Here is a 17,582-nt window from a genome sequence, read left to right as displayed (position 1 = left end):
CCTACGACGAGCGCGAAGGAGGGACACCGTGTTGTTCGGCGATGTAAGCGAGGAATTGGCGCGACGCGTGTTGGAAGCCCTTCGCCACGTCACCGGCATCGAGCCACCGTCCGCCCTGGTGCGGGCCTCCGCGCGGAGCGGGGTCGACTATCAATGCGATCTCGCGATGAGCCTGGGCAGATCCCTCGGCAAGCCGCCGAGGGAGATCGCCGCCGACATCGCGTCGCATCTCGACGTCGCCGATCTGGCCGAGCCGCCTGAGGTCGCCGGGCCGGGCTTCCTCAACTTCACCCTGCGCTCGTCCTGGCTGGAAGACCGGACGACCGCGGTCAACGACGACCCGCGGCTGGGCGCCGCGGTGACGACGCGACCGCGACGGATCGCCATCGACTACAGCAGCCCGAACGTGGCGAAGGAAATGCATGCCGGACATCTCCGGCCCACCGTCATCGGTGACGCGATCGCGCGGCTGCTGCGGTTCGCCGGGCACGAGGTCATCCCGCACAACCATCTCGGCGACTGGGGTACTCCGTTCGGCATGCTGATCGAGCATCTGCTCGACGAACGCCCGTCGGGTCCGTACACGCTCGGAGACCTCAACGACTTCTATCGGGCCGCCCGGTCGAAGTTCGACACCGACGAAGACTTCGCGACCCGATCACGGCAGCGGGTGGTGCTCCTGCAAGGCGGCGACGAGGAGACGTTGTCGTTGTGGCGGCACCTGGTCGACGAGTCGACACGGCATTTCGCTGAAATCTACGAACTCCTCGATGTCGGCCTGTCGAGCGAGGACGTCTACGGTGAGAGCTTCTACAACCCGTTTCTCGCCGCGGTCGTGGACGATCTGACGTCCGCCGGGCTGACCGAGATCAGCGACGGCGCGGTCTGCGTCTTCCCCGACGGTTTCCGCAACCGGGACGGCGAGCCACTGCCGCTCATCGTGCGGAAACGGGACGGTGGCTACGGCTACGCGGCCACCGATCTCGCGACACTGCGGTACTGGACGGAACAACGCGGGGTCACCGATCTTCTTTACGTCGTCGGTGCTCCGCAAGCGCAGCACTTCGCGATGGTGTTCGCCGTCTGCCGGGCCGCCGGCTGGCTGCGCGAGGAGCATCGGGCCGAGCATCTCGGGTTCGGCACCGTGCTCGGCGAGGACGGCCGCGCCATGAAGACCCGGGCGGGTGAGTCGATCCGACTCGCCGATCTGCTCGACGAAGCGGTCTCCCACGCCGCCGAAGTGCTCGAAGACCGGGACGACCTCTCCCCCGGGATCAGGGAAGAGGTCGCCAGGGCGATCGGGATCGGTGCGATCAAGTACGCCGATCTCTCCGGCGATCGCGAACGCGACTACGTCTTCTCCTGGGACCGGATGCTCTCCAAGACCGGGAACACGTCGGTCTATCTGCAGTACGCCAACGCGCGGATCCGTTCCGTACTGGCGAAGGCGGATCAAGATCTCACCGGCGCGCGGGTGCTGCTCGGCCATCCCGCGGAGCGGGCACTGGCACTCGCCCTGGCCCGCTTTCCCGAGGCGGTCGGCGCGGCGACCGCCGGGCATCTCCCCCACAAGCTGTGCACGTATCTCTACGAAACCGCGGCCGTGTTCTCGCGGTTCTACGAACAGTGCCCGGTGCTGGCCGCGGAAGGCCCCGGTGTCCGCGACTCACGTCTGGTGCTGGCCGAACTCACGTCGAAGACGCTGACACTGGGTTTGTCGCTGCTCGGCATCTCCACACCGGCCCGGCTATGAGTCGCCGTGGTCGCTGAAGACCTTGCGCTTCAACGGGGGAACGGCCTGGAAGAAGCGGAACATCCCGCGCGCCATCGTCCGGCCCGCGCGGTTCTCGGACACGAACTGACGGGCGCTGCGCTCCGATTCGCGCACCGCCGCGAAGCCGTAAGCGCGCATCCGTTGCTCGTAGTCGGCGATCGCGGTGCGCGTCCCGCCGGTCTTCCGCGCCTCGACGAGGTTGCGGCACAGCAGTCGCGCGTCCCGGAGCGCGGTGTTCGCGCCGATGCCGCGGAACGGGGTCATGCTGTGGATCGCGTCGCCGAGCAGGGTGATGTTGCTCGTCGGCCAGGGCTCGACGGGCTTCGAGGTGAAGATCGGCAGCCGGGACACCGACCCCGCGGGCGATCCGGCGACCAGGTCCTTGAACGCGGGGTCCCAGCCGTCGATCAGGTCCAGCACCAAGGCCCGCAGGGCTTCACCGTCCAATGAGGACACATTGTCCGGGTAGCGCCGGTTGTCCGCCGCGAACGCCCACATGACGTAGCTCGCGGTGTTGTCGAACAGGACGGGGTCGTAGCCGAGGGTCTCGTCGTTGACCGACGAAGCGCCGGTCAGCTCGTGCGGCGCGGTGAACAGGCCGGCGCCGGTACGCGGCATCACCAGGCTCGGGCCGTCGGTGAGCCGGGCGGGCAAGCGCTTGCGGGTCTCTTCGGTCAGCGGGTGTTTGCCCGCGATCGCGATGATCCCGGTGTCGACCCGGCCGGCTTCGGGCAGGAACTGTTTGCGCACCCGGGAGTTGGCACCATCGGCTCCGATGACCAGGTCGGCCTCGACGGTGCTGCCGTCGGCGAACTCGCAGACGACCACCTCCCCCTCACGGCGGTAGCCGACGAACTCCTTGCCGTGGTGCAGAACTCCGTCGAGCCCGTCGGACAGCACCTGATGCAGGCTGATCCGGCTGACCGAGTGGTGGTCCGACGCGGGATCAGGGCTCGACGTCAGTTCACTGTCGATCACCATCAGGTCCCGCAGCCGCTCCGTCACGAACGTGAACGGGCCGCTCGTGGTGCCGGTGGTGGCCAGGAACCGTTGCCAGAGTCCGGGCGGCAGGCATTCGTGCAGTGCGGCCGAGCCGTGCGGGTTGATGTGCACGCGATAGCCCTGCAGGCGTTCGGTCCGGGTACGGCTGCGTTCGTGGACTGACACGTCGATTCCCGCCTTGCGCAGCCCTTGCGCCAAGCAGAGCCCACCCGTGCCGCCACCGATGATCGCGATTCTCGTGGTCATGAGATCTCCTCTCCTCGACCTACTATCAACCAGACGGATAATAAAGTCAACCAAACGTTTGAAAGAGTCAGCGACTAAGGTGATCTCATGTCCGAAGCCGCCTCGCGCAGCCCTCGCCGCGCCCCCGTCGAACGCCAGCGCGATCCCGAGCGCACCAAGGCGCAGCTCTTGGAGGCCGCGAAGGCCGAGTTCGGCGCGAAGGGCTACGCGGCGGCGCGTGTCAGCGAGATCGCCGCGAGAGCGGGCGTGAACAAGCAGTTGATCTCGTACTACTTCGGCGGCAAGGAAGGGCTGTACACCGCGCTGACCGCGACGATGTACGACGACTACGCCGCTGTTGCCGACCACGACAAGCCGTTCGCCGAAGTGGTCCGGTTCTTCGTCCAGTCGGGCGTCAGGGACCACGATCTCGCCAGGCTGTTCCTCTGGGAGAACCTGACCGACGGCGCTCCCGACGCGATAGGCGTCGAGGATCAGCGCGGTTTCCTCCAGAACCAGGTGGAGTACGTCCGGGCCCGTCAGGCCGCGGGTGAACTGCCCGCCGATCTCGATCCGGCGTTCCTGCTGGTGATCTTCATGGCCGCGTCCAGCGCCGCGCTGGCGCTCCCCCGCATCGTCCGGGCGGTCTCGGGCCAGGCGCCCGACTCGGCCGAGTTCGCCGAGGCCTACGGCGACCAGCTGGCACGCCTCGTCGGTCACCTCTCCGACGCGGGGAAGCGATAGCAAAGGTCCCCTGCTGTCGCTTGAACCTTTCGGGCCCCCGCCGGACTAGAGAGTGCAGGGACAGAAGAGGGGGTGGCCGGTGGGACAAGCGAGAGACGCCGACTTCAGCGAGTATTTCCAGGCCCGCGTACAGCGGTTCCGACGACTGGCGTTCGGCATGTGCGGCGACTGGCACGGCGCCGAGGACCTGGTGCAGGCCACGTTCATCCAGTTGTACCGGCGCTGGCGACGGGTGCGGCCGGACACCGTCGACGCCTACGCGCGCCGGATCCTGCTGAACGCCTTCCTCAAGGGGCGGCGCAGGCACGGCCGCGAAGTGGTGACCTCGTCGCCGCCCGAACGAGCCGCGCCACCGGGTCACGACAGCCACGACCGGATCGACCTCGAACGAGTACTCAGCGGCCTGACGCCGCGCCAGCGCGCGATGGTCGTTCTTCGCTTCCTCGAAGACCTTTCGGTCGCTGAAGTGGCTTCGCTGCTTGGCGTCGCCGAAGGGACGGTCAAGAGCCAAACCGCCCGCGGAGTCGAGGCACTGCGCGCGGTACTTCCCTCTTCGACGAGCAAGGAGTAGTCATGGACGACCTCGATGTCCGCTCCGCGCTGACGGAGTACGTGACGGAAGCCGAGCCCCCGATCGGGCTCACCGAAGACGGTGTTCTCGCCGCGGGCCGGCGGTCACGCCGACGCCGCCTCTCGGCCGGGATCGCGGGTGCCGCGCTCGCCGTGGTGGCGATCCTCGGGGCGGCCTTCATGGTGATCGCGCCACCGCGGTCCGACGAGCCCGTCGCGGGAGACCACTGCGGAACGAAAACCTCCGACGAGACCGAGCAGCAGGTACGCACCCGGTTGAGCTGCGTCGTCAGTGCCGCGGTGCGGTCCCGGCTCGCGCCCGGGGTGCGGATCGAAAGGATCACCATCCCCGGTGAGACCCCGCCGGCGGATCCGTTCCTGCTGAACTTCATCCGGGCCGGGGAGACCGAGGGCGCGCCCATGTTCTACTTCCTCGGCGTGCGAGTGAGCGATGAGCGCGGCACGGGCGCGGTTTACGTCCGGATAGGCCCGCCGCCCGGCTACGGGATGGCGAATTGCGCGGCCCGTGACCTGCCCAAGAGCGACGCCTGTTCCCAGCGGCAGATCGCCGAGGGTGGCCTGATCGAGCTGGGTTCTCAGAACCACGCGGGCCTGACCACCCATACGACCCGGCTCTACCGGCCGAGCGCCACCATCACCATCAGCACGAACAACAGCGGCGCCCTTGACTCCGGCGAAGGCGCCGACTTGCCGGTGCAGCGTGCCGAACCGACGCTGACCTCGGCTCAGCTCCAGGAAATCGCGGTCAATCCAGGGTTGGTGCCCTAACGGCGAAGCGGGACGAGGTCGTCCGCATGGACGACCTCGCGCCGCTGCTCCGCGGGGAGGTCGTGGCTGGAGCGCCCGATGAGGTCGGGCAGTTCACCCGAGTCGAAGGCCACGACGCCGCGCGCCACGGTCCGCTGCCGGAGGTCGACCAGGTCGACGACGTCGCCCGCCTGGAAGTCACCGTCGACGCCGGTGATCCCGGCGGCGAGCAGGGAGCGGCGACGACGGACGACGGCCGCGACCGCACCATCGTCGAGGTGCAGTTTCCCGGACGCGCCCGCGGCGTAGCCCAGCCAGAAGCGGCGGGCCGAAAGACGGGAGTCCGCGGCGGCGAACGCGGTGCCGACCTCGGCGGTGGTGAGGGCGCGCGCGGCCTCGGAAGCGGCGGCGAGGAGGACCGGGATCCCGGCGCCGGCGGCGGTACGGGCCGCCGCGAGTTTCGAGACCATGCCGCCGGTACCGAGCCCGGAGCTCGACATGCCGACCGTGATGCCGTCCACATCGGACTCCCCGGCGACTTCGGCGATCTTGCGGGTCGCGCCGTCACGGGGATCCCCGTCGTACAGACCGTCCACATCGGACAGCAGGACGAGTGCGTCGGCGCCGATCAGGTGAGCCACCAGCGCGGCCAGCCGGTCGTTGTCGCCGAAGCGGATCTCTTCGGTGGCCACGGTGTCGTTCTCGTTGACCACGGGAACCGCGCCGAGGGCCAGCAGCCGGGTGAACGTGTTCTGCGCGTTGCGGTAGTGCGCCCGGCGCACGACGTCGTCCGACGTCAGCAGAACCTGGCCCACGGTCAGGGAAAACCGGCCGAACGACTCGGCATAGGCGTGGGCCAGCGCCAGCTGGCCGACACTGGCCGCGGCCTGCTGGGTGGCGAGGTCACGCGGCCGCTTGCCGAGCGAGAGCGGCGCGAGTCCCGCGCCGATCGCGCCCGAGGACACCAGCACGATCTGCGTGCCGCGGGAGACCCGGTCGGCGATCGCGTCCACCAACGCGTCCAGCCTGGCCACGTCGAGGCCGTCGCCGGCGGTGGTCAGTGCGGAGGAACCGACCTTGACGACCACACGCTTCGCGTCGGCGATCGCCACCCGGGTTGAACTCACTCGTCGTCCATCTCGTCTTCGTCTTCGACGCCGTCCGGACCGTCACGGCGGATCCGGCGGGCTTCTTTACGTTCGGCGGCACCGATCCGGCTGGTGTTCTCCAGCCGCACGTCCGTGCCCCGGCCCGACAGGTGCACCGCGACCCCGGCCGGGGTCGAGGGCTCCCACTCGAACTGGACGTCGCCGATGGTGACGGGGCTGCCGGGTACGGCGCCCTTGCGTGCCAGTACTTCCTCGACACCCAGCCGGTTGAGCCGGTCCGCGAGGTAACCCACCGCTTCGTCGTTGCCGAAGTTGGTCTGCCGGATCCACCGCTCCGGACGGGAGCCGCGGATGATGAACGCGCCTTCCTCCTCCGGGTCGAGCTCGACGGTGAAGCCGGCGTCGTCGACCGCCAGCGGCCGGAGCACGACCTGCGCCGGTTCCGGGACGGGCTGGTCGGCGCGGTACTTCTCGACGACGGCGGCGAGCGCGTAGGTCAGTTCCTTCAGGCCCTGCCGCGACGCCGTGGAGATCTCGAACACACTGAGCCCGCGGGCTTCCAGTTCCGGGCGCACGAACTCGGCGAGTTCGGCGGCGTCCGGGATGTCGATCTTGTTCAGCACCACCACCCGCGGCCGGTCGGCGAGGTCCCCGCCGAGGCTCGGGGTGTAGCGCGCGAGTTCCTCTTCGAGTGCGTCCATATCGGACAGTGGGTCGCGCCCGGGTTCGAAGGTGGCGCAGTCGATGACGTGCACCAGCACCGCGCAGCGTTCGATGTGGCGCAGGAAGTCGAGGCCGAGGCCCTTGCCCTCGCTGGCACCGGGGATCAGTCCCGGCACGTCGGCCATGGTGAACACCGTCGACCCGGCGGTGATCACGCCCAGGTTCGGCACCAGCGTGGTGAACGGGTAGTCGGCGATCTTCGGCTTGGCCGCGGACAGCACCGAGATCAGCGACGACTTGCCCGCGGACGGGAAGCCGAGCAGGCCGACGTCGGCGACCGAACGCAGTTCCAGGACGAGGTCGCGGGTCTCCCCCGGCTCGCCCAGCAGCGCGAAGCCGGGTGCCCGGCGGGCCTTCGAGGCCAGTGCCGCGTTTCCGAGACCACCGCGGCCACCCTGCGCGGCGACGAAGGTGGTGCCGGGGCCGACCAGGTCGGCCAGGATCTCGCCGTCCTCGGTCATCACGACGGTGCCGGACGGGACGCGCATCTCCAGCGTCTCCCCCGCCGCACCGGCGCGGTTGCCGCCCTGGCCCAGCTTGCCGTTGCCGGCGCGGGCGTGCGGGCGGAAGTGGAAGTCGAGCAGCGTGTGGACATTCGGGTCCACGATCAGCAGGACGTCGCCGCCGTTGCCGCCGTTGCCGCCGTCCGGGCCGCCGAGGGGCTTGAACTTCTCGCGGTGCACCGAGGCGCAGCCGTTCCCACCGTCACCGGCGGCCAGATGGATCACCGCGCGGTCCACGAACCGGGACGCCATGACTTGCCTCTATTCACTCGCGAAAAGAAAAAGGGGATACACAAAACAAACGAGGGGTGGGCCCGGATATTCCGGCCCACCCCTCGTCAGAGGTTCTAACTCGAAGCCGAAACTCAGGCTTCGGTCGGCACGATGTTGACCGTCTTGCGGCCGCGCTTCTCGCCGAACTGGACCGCACCGGCGGCCAGCGCGAACAGCGTGTCGTCGCCGCCACGGCCGACGTTCACGCCGGGGTGGAACTTGGTGCCACGCTGGCGGATCAGGATCTCGCCCGCGTTCACCTCCTGGCCGCCGTAACGCTTGACGCCCAGACGCTGCGCGTTCGAATCGCGACCGTTGCGGGAGCTGGACGCACCCTTCTTGTGAGCCATGGCTCAATCCTCTTTCTGACGAAGATCCGGAGAAGTCCTACTTGGAGATGCCGGTGACCTCGACGCGGGTCAGCTTCTGCCGGTGACCCTGGCGCTTGTGGTAGCCGGTCTTGTTCTTGAACTTGTGGATCCGGATCTTCGGACCCTTGGTCTGCTCGACGACCTTGCCGGTGACCGAGACCTTCGCCAGCGCGTCGGCGTCCGTGGTGACGTCGCCACCATCCACAAAAAGGACCGCGGGGAAGGTGTGCTCGGTACCCGGCTCGCCTTCGAGCTTCTCGACCTCGACGACGTCGCCGACGGCCACCTTGTACTGCTTGCCGCCAGTCTTGACGATCGCGTACGCCGACACGGAAGTCTCCTGCTTACTCGACAACGGGTGGGGGCTTGCGTGACCGGCCCACCGGGAAGTCTCGGTGGTCCAGGTTCTGCGCAAGGTGCCCGCCGCTAGGTGGCGGGCCGTTCTATAGGTTACGTGGGGCTCCCCGATGCGATCACACCGGGGTGCCTCACGGTGTTCACTAGCTCTTTTCCGACGCCTTGACCGGCGGACCGGCCGGCCGCGAGGCCGCCCGTCGCGGACGACGGCGGGTGGTGGACCGCACGGCCGGGGCCGGGACGTCCACCTCGGGCTCGGTCTCCTCCTCGGCCACGGGGGCCTCGGGCTCGGAAACCTCTTCCGTCACAACGGCCTCAGGTGTCACCGGAACCTCGGGAGCCTCGGGCTCCGGGCCCGATTCCCCGACGACGGCGATCTCTTCTTCCCGCGCGGCCGGAGCCTCGTCGTCCGAAGTCGTCACCGGTTCTCCGGCGATCTCGGTCGCGGGTGCCTCGGCGACCGGCTCCGAAACCGGCTCGGACGCCGCCTCGGCCGCCTGCTCGACGGTCGCTTCGGCGACCGGCTCAACAGGCTCGGAAGCCTCCTTGACCGGCTCAGCGGGCTTCTCCGCCGCCTGCGGGGCGTGACCGTTGAGCGCGGCGCCTTCGACGTTCTCGGTGACCTCGTGCGAGTGCTCGCCCTTGGCCGCCTTGGTGGCGTTGGCCACGGCCTGGACCGCCGAAACCACCGACTCACGCTGGCCGGAGGCGGGCGGAGCCTCGGCCTTGGCCGCGGCGGGCTCGTTCTGTCCCTGGTCCTCGCCCTTGCCACGGCCGCGAGACCGGCGGGAGCCCTGCTCCTTGCCGCCACCGCCGCCGTTTCCGCCGCCACCGTGGTTGTGACCGTTGCCGCCGCCACCGGTGCGCTGCGGCTCGGTCGAGACGACCACGCCGCGGCCCTTGCAGTGCTCGCACGGCGTCGAGAACGCCTCGAGCAGCCCGGTGCCGATCTTCTTGCGGGTCATCTGCACCAGGCCGAGCGAGGTGACCTCGGCGACCTGGTGGCGGGTGCGGTCCCGGCCGAGGCATTCGGTCAGGCGGCGCAGCACCAGCTCACGGTTGGATTCGAGCACCATGTCGATGAAGTCGATGACGATGATGCCGCCGATGTCCCGGAGCCGGAGCTGGCGGACGATCTCCTCCGCCGATTCCAGGTTGTTCCTGGTCACCGTCTCTTCGAGGTTGCCACCCGATCCGGTGAACTTGCCGGTGTTGACGTCGATGACCGTCATCGCTTCGGTGCGGTCGATGACCAGGTAGCCACCCGAGGGCAGCCAGACCTTGCGGTCCAGCGCCTTGGTGATCTGCTCGTCGATCCGGTGGTCGGCGAAGGCCGAACCGGTGCCCGTGTACCGCTTGACCCGGTCCGCCAGGTCCGGCGCCACGTGCTGCACGTAGTTGTAGATGGTGTCCCAGGCCTTGTCGCCCTGGATCTCCAGCTTGGCGAAGTCCTCGGTGAACAGGTCGCGCACGACCTTGACCAGCAGGTCCGGCTCTTCGTAGAGCATGACCGGGGCGCTGTTCTTCTTGCCGCCGTTGCCGGCTTCGGCCTTCTCCTTGATGACGTCCCACTGCGCCTTGAGGCGGCGGACGTCGCGGTCCAGCTCCTCTTCGCTGATGCCCTCGGACGCGGTGCGGATGATCACACCGGCGTCTTCGGGGACGATGCGCTTGAGGATGTCCTTGAGACGGCGGCGCTCGTTCTCCGGAAGCTTCCGGGAGATGCCGGTGGCGCCGCCCGCGGGCACGTAGACCAGGAAGCGGCCCGGCAGCGAGATCTGCGTGGTCAGCCGGGCGCCCTTGTGCCCGACCGGGTCCTTGGTGACCTGGACCAGCACGGAGTCGCCGGTGGAGAGCGCCTGCTCGATCTTGCGGGCCTTGCCCTCGAGACCGGCGGCGTCCCAGTCGACCTCACCGGCGTAGAGCACGGCGTTGCGGCCGCGGCCGATGTCGATGAAGGCGGCCTCCATCGACGGCAGCACGTTCTGCACGCGGCCGAGGTACACGTTGCCGACGATCGAACCGGTGCCCGACGAGGTCACGAAGTGCTCGCACAGGACACCGTCCTCGAGCACGCCGATCTGCGTGGACTCGCCCTTCTCTGCGACGACCATGGTGCGCTCGACCGACTCGCGGCGGGCGAGGAACTCGGCCTCGGACAGGATCGGCGCGCGGCGGCGACCGGCCTCGCGGCCGTCCCGGCGGCGCTGACGCTTGGCTTCGAGCCTGGTCGAGCCGCGGACGCTGCGGACCTCGTCCCGCGCGGGACGCTCGGTCTCGGCGGCCTTGGCCTGGCGCACGTGGACGACCGTGTTGGGCGGGTCGTCGCTGGTGGCCTCGGCGTTGTCGTCGTCCCCGCCCTTACGGCGGCGACGGCGACGGCGGCGCTTGCTGCCGTTGTCGGAATCGCCGTCATTGTCCGAATCGGACTCCGCTGAATCAGCCGCGGCGGACGCCTCTTCGGCGTTCTCGGTGCCGGCCTCTTCGGCTTCGGCGTCCTTGTCCTTCGCGCGCTGACGGCCGCGCGGGGCCCGCGACTCTTCGGACTGCTCGTCCTCGTTCTCGGCCTCGGCCGAGTTCTCGTCGCCGCCCTTGCCCCGGCCGCGGCCACGACGGCCGCGACGACGACGGCGACGGCCGTTGGCGTCGTCCCCGTCCTCGTCGGTGCCGTGGCCCTCGGCCTGCTCGGTCTGCGTCTCGTCCTCTTCCGAGGCGGTCTCTTCGGTCTGGGTGAAGGCCGGCTCCGGCTTGCGGGCGGGCTTCGCCGCGACGGGCTCCGGCGGCAGGAACACCGGCGACGGCGCGGCGAACACCGGGACGTGCACGGCTGCCTTCGCGGGCCTGGTCGTCGGCTGCGGCGGCTCCGGGGTCACCGGGGCGGCCAGCGCGGGCGGAACACGCCGAGAAGGCGCCTCGACCTGCGGAGCGGGCTCCGGCTCGGGCTTCGGCTCAGGCTTGACCTCGGCCTTGACCTCGGGCTCGGCGGCCTTCGGGGTCTCGACGGCGGGCGCTTCGGCCGCGGAAGCCGCTTCGGGCTCGTCTCCGCCGGTGAGGGCTTCGGCGAGCTTGAGGGCCACATCCCGGGTGACGCTGGACTGCGCGCTGCGGACGGTCTCGCCGAGCTCACCGAGCTTGGCCATCAGTTCACGGCTGTTGGACCCCAGGAGCTTCGCCAGGGCGTGCACCCGGATCCGGGGAGGCAGTTCGGCCAGCTGGCCTGCGATGGGTGTGGCGGTATTCCCGCCGGTGACGGCGGGTGAGTCCGCGTTCGACATATATCTCCTCCGCCCCCGGGCGCGTCGGCTGGCTCACACCGGCTCGACGCGGCCGCGCAGGGGCCCCTTTCTGTTCGTTCCGCCGTGGTGGTCACCAGCAGCGGGAATCCTTGCCCGGCACCGCGACGGCGCCGGGATTGTCCGGGCGCCGCGTACGGCAAAAGGTCTGCTCGGCGGAGCGCTGGCCACGTTCGCGACATCGGGCCGCCCGCCACGTCGTCGAGCCGCAAGCAGCGGCGACGCGTGTGGAGGATGTGCAGCACACCACCGGGCCACAAGACCGCGAGCGCCACCTCTCACGTGTGCCCGTCGGCCAGCGGCCACCGCGAGTATCCCACACCCCGGCCCCACTCCGGTGTACTCGGTGCCACAGAGCTGGCTCCCGGGCGCGCCGCGCCCACCGGCGGAGCGAACTTCGCGGGAGAGCTTGTCGACCCGGCCGAGGGTGGCTAGCGTGCCGCTCGGGGGTACCGAACTCCAGCCCGGCCCAGGCCGCGGTGCCCTCGTAGTCCCCCTGTTTCTCCGGTGGGAGGTCCGGTGTCCCTGTCGGGACGGTCCCTGCGAGCGGCCGCATGCGCCTTCCTGGTGCTCTGCGGCTCGGTCGTCGCTGCCGCGACGGCCGACGCGGACCAATCGTGTCATCCCGCGGGACGGGCGCTGCGTTACGTCGTCGCCTTCGATCGGGGCACCTCCGAGGCCGACGCCAGGGCGGCCATCACCTCCGGCTGCGGCACGACGACGACCTACTATCCGCAGATCGCGGTGGCCGTGGCGACCTCGGCCGACCGGGACTTCGCCGAGTTGATCCGGCCCGCCGCCGCGTTCAGCGCGCAGGCGGAACGGCTGGCGGTGCAGCGGGCCAACGGCGCGCCGTCCTCGAAGACCCCGTCCACCAAGACCCCGGCCGCCAAGCCCGCGCCCGCGCGTGCCGGACTCGAACCGACGGATCCGGCGAAGGTGCCCTCCGCCGACCGCACCGACGAGCAGTGGGACATGCGCGCGATCGGCGCCGACAAGGCGCACGCGATCGAACGGGGCAGCCCGGACGTCGTCGTCGGCGTCCTCGACTCCGGCATCGACGCCACCCACCCCGAACTGACGGCCGCCCTCGATCCCGGCAGGTCCGCGGGCTGCCTGACCGGCGTGCCCGACCGGAACTGGGCCGCGACGACGTCGGTGCACGGCACCCATGTGGCGGGGATCATCGCCGCGGCCGACGACGGCAAAGGGGTCACCGGGGTGGCGCCCGGCGTGCGGATCGCCTCGGTGAAGGTGATCGACGACCGCGGGTACGCCGACCCGGAGGCCGCCGTCTGCGGGCTGATGTGGGCCGTTTCACAGGGCATGGCCGTGACGAACAGCAGCTACTTCGTCGAGCCGTGGTCGCTCTCGTGCGCCCATGCCGACGCACGGGGCGTCGTGAACGAGGTCATGGCCCGTGCCGTCGAGTACGCGACCTCGGCGGGCACGCTCAACGTCGCGGCGGCGACCAACGAAGCCGTCGGGCTCGTCCCGTCGCCGCGCTCGGGTGCCCGGGTCCAGCCCGAAGGCTGCCAGGCGCTGCCCGCCGGACTTCGGGACGTCGTCGCGGTGTCGTCCGTGAGCGCGGAACGGGTCAAGGCGGGCTACAGCTCGTACGGGCTGGGCGTGATCGACTTGACCGCTCCCGGCGGCGAGAACGGTGAGTGCGTGCTTTCGACCGTCCCTGGCGGATACGCGCCACTGTGCGGGACGTCGATGGCGGCGCCGCACGTCGCCGGTGTGGCGGCGTTGCTCGCTTCGAAGCATCCCGGCCACGGCGCGCGCCAGCTGCGGCGGATGCTCGACGCCCAGGCGACCCCGATCGCCTGCCCGGCCGACTACGACCTGACCGGCGACGGCTCCCAGGACGCGTATTGCACCGGGTACGCCGGGTTCAACGGCTTCTACGGGCACGGGATGGTCGACGCGCTGGCCGCGGTGGCGCCCCGGCGGACGGGCCCGAACCCGGCCCGGTGAGCCCGGCGTCCCGCGATCAGCGCAGCAGGAGTTTGCCGAACCGCTTCGACGACGCGTAGATCCCGACCGCCGCCAGCGCCAGCAGGTACGCCACGTTCCCGACCATGCTCCACGACAGGATCCCGACCGAGAGCCCGCGCATCAGCTCGATCCCGTGGTACAGCGGGAAGATCTGCACGATCCACTGGATCGCCGCGGGGTAGACCGAAAGCGGGTAGAACGTCGTGGAGAACAGGAACAGCGGCATCAGCACGAGGTTGATGTAGTCGAACTGCGAAACCGACCGCAGGAACGTCACCAGCACGATGCCGATGGCCGAGAACGCCATCGCGACCAGCAGCGCCGCCGGGATCATCAGCACGGCCCACCAGGACCCGGGCAGCCCCATCGCGGTCATCACGCCGAGGAAGGTCACCGAGTAGACCCCGCCGCGCAGCACCGACCAGCCGACCTCGCCGAGCGCGATGTCCAGCGGCCCGATCGGGGTGGCGAGCATGGCGTCGTACAGCTTGGCGTACTTCAGTTTGAAGAACAGGTTGTACGTCGAGTCGAGGATCGCGCCGTTCATCGCCGACGCCGCGAGCAGGCCGGGCGCGACGAACGCGACGTAGCTCATCACCTGGCCGCCGGGGCCGACGACCTCGCCGACGAGTTTGCCGAAGCCCAGCTGGAAGGCCATCAGGTAGAACAGCGGCTCGAAGGCCCCGGAAATGAAGAGCATCCACACATGCGAGTAGGTCAGGAACGTGCGTTCCAGCACGGCCTTCGACCGGCCGCTGTACAACGACGGCGGCAGGACGCGCAGCAGCACACCACTACGCCTCGGATCCCCGGTGAGCACTGCCATTTCAGACCACCAGCCGTCGGTAGAAGTACTTGTGCGCCAGCGCCCAGCCCGCGCCGGCCAGCACGATCAGGAAGGCGAGGTGCCCCAGCGTGGCGAGCGGGCCGACGGTGCCGAGGCTGACCGCCCTCGCGGCCTCGTTCCCGTGCCACAGCGGGGAAAGCCAGGCGATCCACATCAGCGGCGCCGGCAGTTCGGCGATCGGGAAGAACGTGCCGGAGAACAACGTCATCGGGATCAGGATGAACCGGAACACCAGGCCGAACCGGGCGCCTTCGTCGTAGGTGGTCGCGGCCAGCGCCATCACCGGGGTGCCGCAGGCGATTCCGGTGAGCGTCCCGATCAGGATGACCGCGAGCACGCCGAAACTCGTCCAGGCCCCGAAGAGCGCCGCGATGACGGCGTAGATCGTGCCCGCCAGCGTCAGCCGGAGGCTCACCCACATGATCTGGCTGCCGAGCACCTGGCCGGGTGTGATCGGGGTGGCGGTGACGGCGACGTAGTCCTGCTGCCATTTGAAACCCGACAGCACCGGATAGCTCGACTCGCCCACCGCCAGCTGCGCCGCGCCGGCGACGAGCAGCGCGGGGGCGACGTACTCCAGGTACGAGAACCCGCCCGTCGCCGCGCCCGCCTGGACCTGCGAGCCGAACCCGAGGCCCATCGCGGCCAGGAACAGCACCGGTTGCAGGCCGGTCGAATACAGCGTGGACAGCCAGTACCGGCGGTACCACATCCAATGGCCCTCGACCCGCAACCAGGCTCCCGCCCAGCGCGAGACCACGCGGCCCGTCGACGCCTTCGTCTGTGCCGTGGTCATCAGTCGACCAGCGTCCGGCCGGTGAGGCGGAGGAAGACGTCCTCCAGCGAACTCCGGCGGACCAGGCTCGACAGCGGGCGCAGGCCGCGCGCGTGCGCCTGTTCGAGGGTGGCCTCGCCGGTCATCGTGTAGAGCAGGACGCGGTCCGGCAGCACCTCGACGCGTTCGGCGAGGCCTTCGATCCGCTTCGCCGCGGCCTCCTGCTCGCCGTTCGGGAAGCGCAGTTCGACGACCTCGCGGGTGGAGTACCGGCTGATCAGGTCCGCGGGCGAGCCTTCGGCGGCGATGCGGCCGTTGTCCATCACGACGAGCCTGTCGCAGAGCTGCTCGGCCTCGTCCATGTAGTGCGTGGTGATGATCAGCGTGGTCCCGCCCGCTTTGAGCCGGAACAGCCTGTCCCACAACAGGTGGCGGGCCTGCGGGTCCAGCCCCGTGGTCGGCTCGTCGAGCAGGAGCAGTTCCGGATCGTTGACCAGGGACCGCGCGATGGTCAGCCGCCGCTTCATGCCGCCGGAGAGCGAATCGACCTCGGCGTTCGCGCGGTCGGTGAGCTGGGCGAACTCCATCAGTTCCTCGGCCTTGCTCCGCACGTGCGCGCGGGAGAGCCCGAAGTAGCGGCCGTAGATCTGCAGGTTCTGCCGGACGGTCAGCTCGGTGTCCAGGTTGTCCTGCTGCGGCACCACGCCGAGCCGGGCGCGGATCTTCGGCCCCTCGACGTCCGGATCCATGCCGAGGACCCGCAGGTCGCCTTCGGTGCGCGGGGACACGCTCGCGATCATCCGCATGGTGGAGGACTTGCCCGCGCCGTTGGGCCCGAGGAAGCCGAACGCCTCCCCCGGGCGGACCTCGACGTCGATCCCGCGTACGGCCTCGAAGTCGCCGAAACGCTTGACCAACGCCTTCGCCTGGACCATCGCCGATTCGTGCTCTGAGTCACCCACGGAAGGCACCCTAGAACCTGCCACCGACAAAATTCGACCGGTTTATCCGGCCTCTTGTTGGACGGTGCCCGCTCGTCGATACTCACCGACCATGAGTCTCAAGTCCCGAATCGCCCTGTTGTCCGTTTTTGTCAGCGCCGGGCTCTTGGTGGCGCCCGCCGCCCAAGCCGTCGAGAGCACCGCGGCCGAGACCACTGTGGACGGCCGGACCGTCGACCCGCGGCCCTCCACCGCCAAGCTGGCCTTCGAACTGCACAAGCTGGCCTTGCTGAGCCACGGCAAGATCCGGGTGGACAAGATCGGCCGCAGCAACGAAGGCCGTCCGGTGTGGGCGGCCAGGGTCGGCCACGGCAAGACGCGGATCCAGTACGTCACCCAGCAGCACGGCGACGAGCCGCTCGGGACTCCCGCCGCGCTCGAATTCCTGCGCAAGGTCGGTGTCGAACACAGCGCGTGGGCCCGGAAACTGCTGTCGAAGGTCACCGTCGACATCGTCGTGCGCGCCAACCCCGACGGCCACGAACGCGACTGGCGCTACAACTACGACCCGGACGCCACTCCCGAGTACGGGGAGAAGGGCAAGGGCTACGACATCAACCGCTACCACGATCCGGCAGTGGCGCCGAAGGACAACCCGGCCACCGAGGCGGGCCTGATCCAGCGGCGGAACGCGTCGTTCGAGCCGGACATCATGGTCGACTACCACATGCAGGGCCGGTACAAGGACGCGAACGGCAGGGAGATCACCGCTTCGACGCTGTGGCCGACGAACGCGGGCGTCAAACCGTCCGATGTGGACTTCGCGAAGCAGGTCGCGGTCGTGGTGCAGCGGTCGATCGACGGCAACGGCGGCTACGTCTCGCAGTACCCCGGCGGTGACTACCAGGGCATCGCGCGCAACGGATACGGGCTGCTCGGCAACGGCAGCGTGCTGATCGAACTGAGCCTCATCCCGGAGCGGGAGCAGCAGCAGATCCAGGACGCGCTGGCGTCGATGCTCGCGATCGCGCGGACCGCGGCCGACGGTTCGGTGCGGAAGGTGGATCCGGCCGCCGCGGACGCGATCCCGCCGCGGGGTCCGGCGCTGCCGGGCACGGTGGAAGAGGCGCACGAAGCCGCCTGACGCGGTGGGCTGAAGGGGCCCTTCACCGCATGCGATGCGGTGAAGGGCCCTTTCCTTACGTCTAACGCGGTGAAGGACGCTTTCAGCCCTGGCGGACACCAGGGTGGCAAGTCGAGTTCTCTTGACGGATAGGGCGAACGTGCCCTGCGGGTTGCCGTGAAG

15 protein-coding genes are annotated in these 17,582 nt (G+C 69.6%); 6 read left to right on the top strand and 9 right to left on the bottom strand.

What is annotated here, in order from left to right; all coding sequences use genetic code 11:
- Positions 1–28: 28 nt before the first annotated feature.
- Positions 29–1,753: an arginine--tRNA ligase gene (gene argS, locus IE302_RS38445; protein WP_191259374.1), complete on the top strand. Its 1,725-nt coding sequence runs from the start codon at positions 29–31 to the stop codon at positions 1,751–1,753.
- On the opposite strand, the gene IE302_RS38440 is transcribed toward argS, so the two are convergent.
- On the bottom strand, positions 1,748–3,022 hold the full coding sequence (locus tag IE302_RS38440; RefSeq protein ID WP_191259373.1) for an FAD-dependent oxidoreductase: 1,275 nt from the start codon (positions 3,020–3,022) through the stop codon (positions 1,748–1,750). The genes argS and IE302_RS38440 overlap by 6 nt on opposite strands.
- An 87-nt stretch (positions 3,023–3,109) precedes the next feature.
- Here IE302_RS38440 and IE302_RS38435 point away from each other — a divergent pair, with 87 nt between their 5' ends.
- The 3 genes from IE302_RS38435 (at position 3,110) to IE302_RS38425 (ending at position 5,104) form a co-directional block, all read left to right on the top strand.
- On the top strand, positions 3,110–3,745 hold the full coding sequence (locus tag IE302_RS38435) for a TetR/AcrR family transcriptional regulator (RefSeq protein WP_191259372.1): 636 nt from the start codon (positions 3,110–3,112) through the stop codon (positions 3,743–3,745).
- A 79-nt stretch (positions 3,746–3,824) separates the two neighbouring features.
- On the top strand, positions 3,825–4,316 hold the full coding sequence (locus IE302_RS38430) for a SigE family RNA polymerase sigma factor (RefSeq protein WP_191259371.1): 492 nt from the start codon (positions 3,825–3,827) through the stop codon (positions 4,314–4,316).
- A gap of 2 nt (positions 4,317–4,318) precedes the next feature.
- On the top strand, positions 4,319–5,104 hold the full coding sequence (locus IE302_RS38425; RefSeq protein WP_191259370.1) for a hypothetical protein: 786 nt from the start codon (positions 4,319–4,321) through the stop codon (positions 5,102–5,104).
- On the opposite strand, the gene proB is transcribed toward IE302_RS38425, so the two are convergent.
- The 5 genes from proB to IE302_RS38400 form a co-directional block, all read right to left on the bottom strand.
- The gene (proB, locus tag IE302_RS38420) at positions 5,101–6,210 is read right to left on the bottom strand and encodes a glutamate 5-kinase (protein ID WP_191259369.1); all 1,110 of its coding nucleotides are present in this window, start codon (positions 6,208–6,210) and stop codon (positions 5,101–5,103) included. The genes IE302_RS38425 and proB overlap by 4 nt on opposite strands.
- On the bottom strand, positions 6,207–7,670 hold the full coding sequence (obgE, locus tag IE302_RS38415; RefSeq protein ID WP_191259368.1) for a GTPase ObgE: 1,464 nt from the start codon (positions 7,668–7,670) through the stop codon (positions 6,207–6,209). Before obgE ends, proB begins: the two co-directional genes overlap by 4 nt.
- 113 nt (positions 7,671–7,783) lie before the next feature.
- Positions 7,784–8,041 carry a 50S ribosomal protein L27 gene (gene rpmA, locus IE302_RS38410; RefSeq protein ID WP_007034782.1) on the bottom strand — a complete coding sequence of 86 codons (258 nt, stop codon included), beginning with the start codon at positions 8,039–8,041 and terminating at the stop codon, positions 7,784–7,786.
- Positions 8,042–8,078: 37 nt separating this feature from the next.
- Positions 8,079–8,393, bottom strand: a complete 315-nt coding sequence (gene rplU / locus IE302_RS38405) for a 50S ribosomal protein L21 (RefSeq protein ID WP_005158538.1) — start codon at positions 8,391–8,393, stop codon at positions 8,079–8,081.
- Between the two features lie 169 nt (positions 8,394–8,562).
- Entirely contained in the window at positions 8,563–11,694 is a 3,132-nt protein-coding gene (locus IE302_RS38400; protein ID WP_191259367.1) for a translation initiation factor IF-2 N-terminal domain-containing protein, read from the bottom strand.
- A 537-nt stretch (positions 11,695–12,231) separates the two neighbouring features.
- Here IE302_RS38400 and IE302_RS38395 point away from each other — a divergent pair.
- On the top strand, positions 12,232–13,692 hold the full coding sequence (locus IE302_RS38395) for a S8 family peptidase (protein WP_191259366.1): 1,461 nt from the start codon (positions 12,232–12,234) through the stop codon (positions 13,690–13,692).
- 16 nt (positions 13,693–13,708) lie between these two features.
- Here IE302_RS38395 and IE302_RS38390 read toward each other — a convergent pair whose 3' ends face one another.
- From IE302_RS38390 to IE302_RS38380, 3 genes are read right to left on the bottom strand one after another with little or no spacing between them, the layout of a single operon-like run.
- Entirely contained in the window at positions 13,709–14,539 is an 831-nt protein-coding gene (locus IE302_RS38390; RefSeq protein WP_191259365.1) for an ABC transporter permease, read from the bottom strand.
- Between the two features lies 1 nt (position 14,540).
- Positions 14,541–15,356 (bottom strand): ABC transporter permease, encoded by an 816-nt coding sequence (locus tag IE302_RS38385; protein ID WP_191259364.1) that lies wholly within the window; start codon positions 15,354–15,356, stop codon positions 14,541–14,543.
- Entirely contained in the window at positions 15,356–16,270 is a 915-nt protein-coding gene (locus IE302_RS38380; RefSeq protein WP_191259435.1) for an ABC transporter ATP-binding protein, read from the bottom strand. Before IE302_RS38380 ends, IE302_RS38385 begins: the two co-directional genes overlap by 1 nt.
- 118 nt (positions 16,271–16,388) lie before the next feature.
- Between IE302_RS38380 and IE302_RS38375 the strand changes: the two genes are divergently transcribed.
- On the top strand, positions 16,389–17,420 hold the full coding sequence (locus IE302_RS38375) for a M14 family zinc carboxypeptidase (RefSeq protein ID WP_191259363.1): 1,032 nt from the start codon (positions 16,389–16,391) through the stop codon (positions 17,418–17,420).
- Positions 17,421–17,582 lie beyond the last annotated feature (162 nt).

It is taken from the genome of Amycolatopsis oliviviridis, assembly GCF_014654365.1.
Taxonomy (GTDB): Bacteria; Actinomycetota; Actinomycetes; order Mycobacteriales; family Pseudonocardiaceae; genus Amycolatopsis; species Amycolatopsis oliviviridis.
This window is presented reverse-complemented; position numbering and strand designations above follow the sequence as displayed.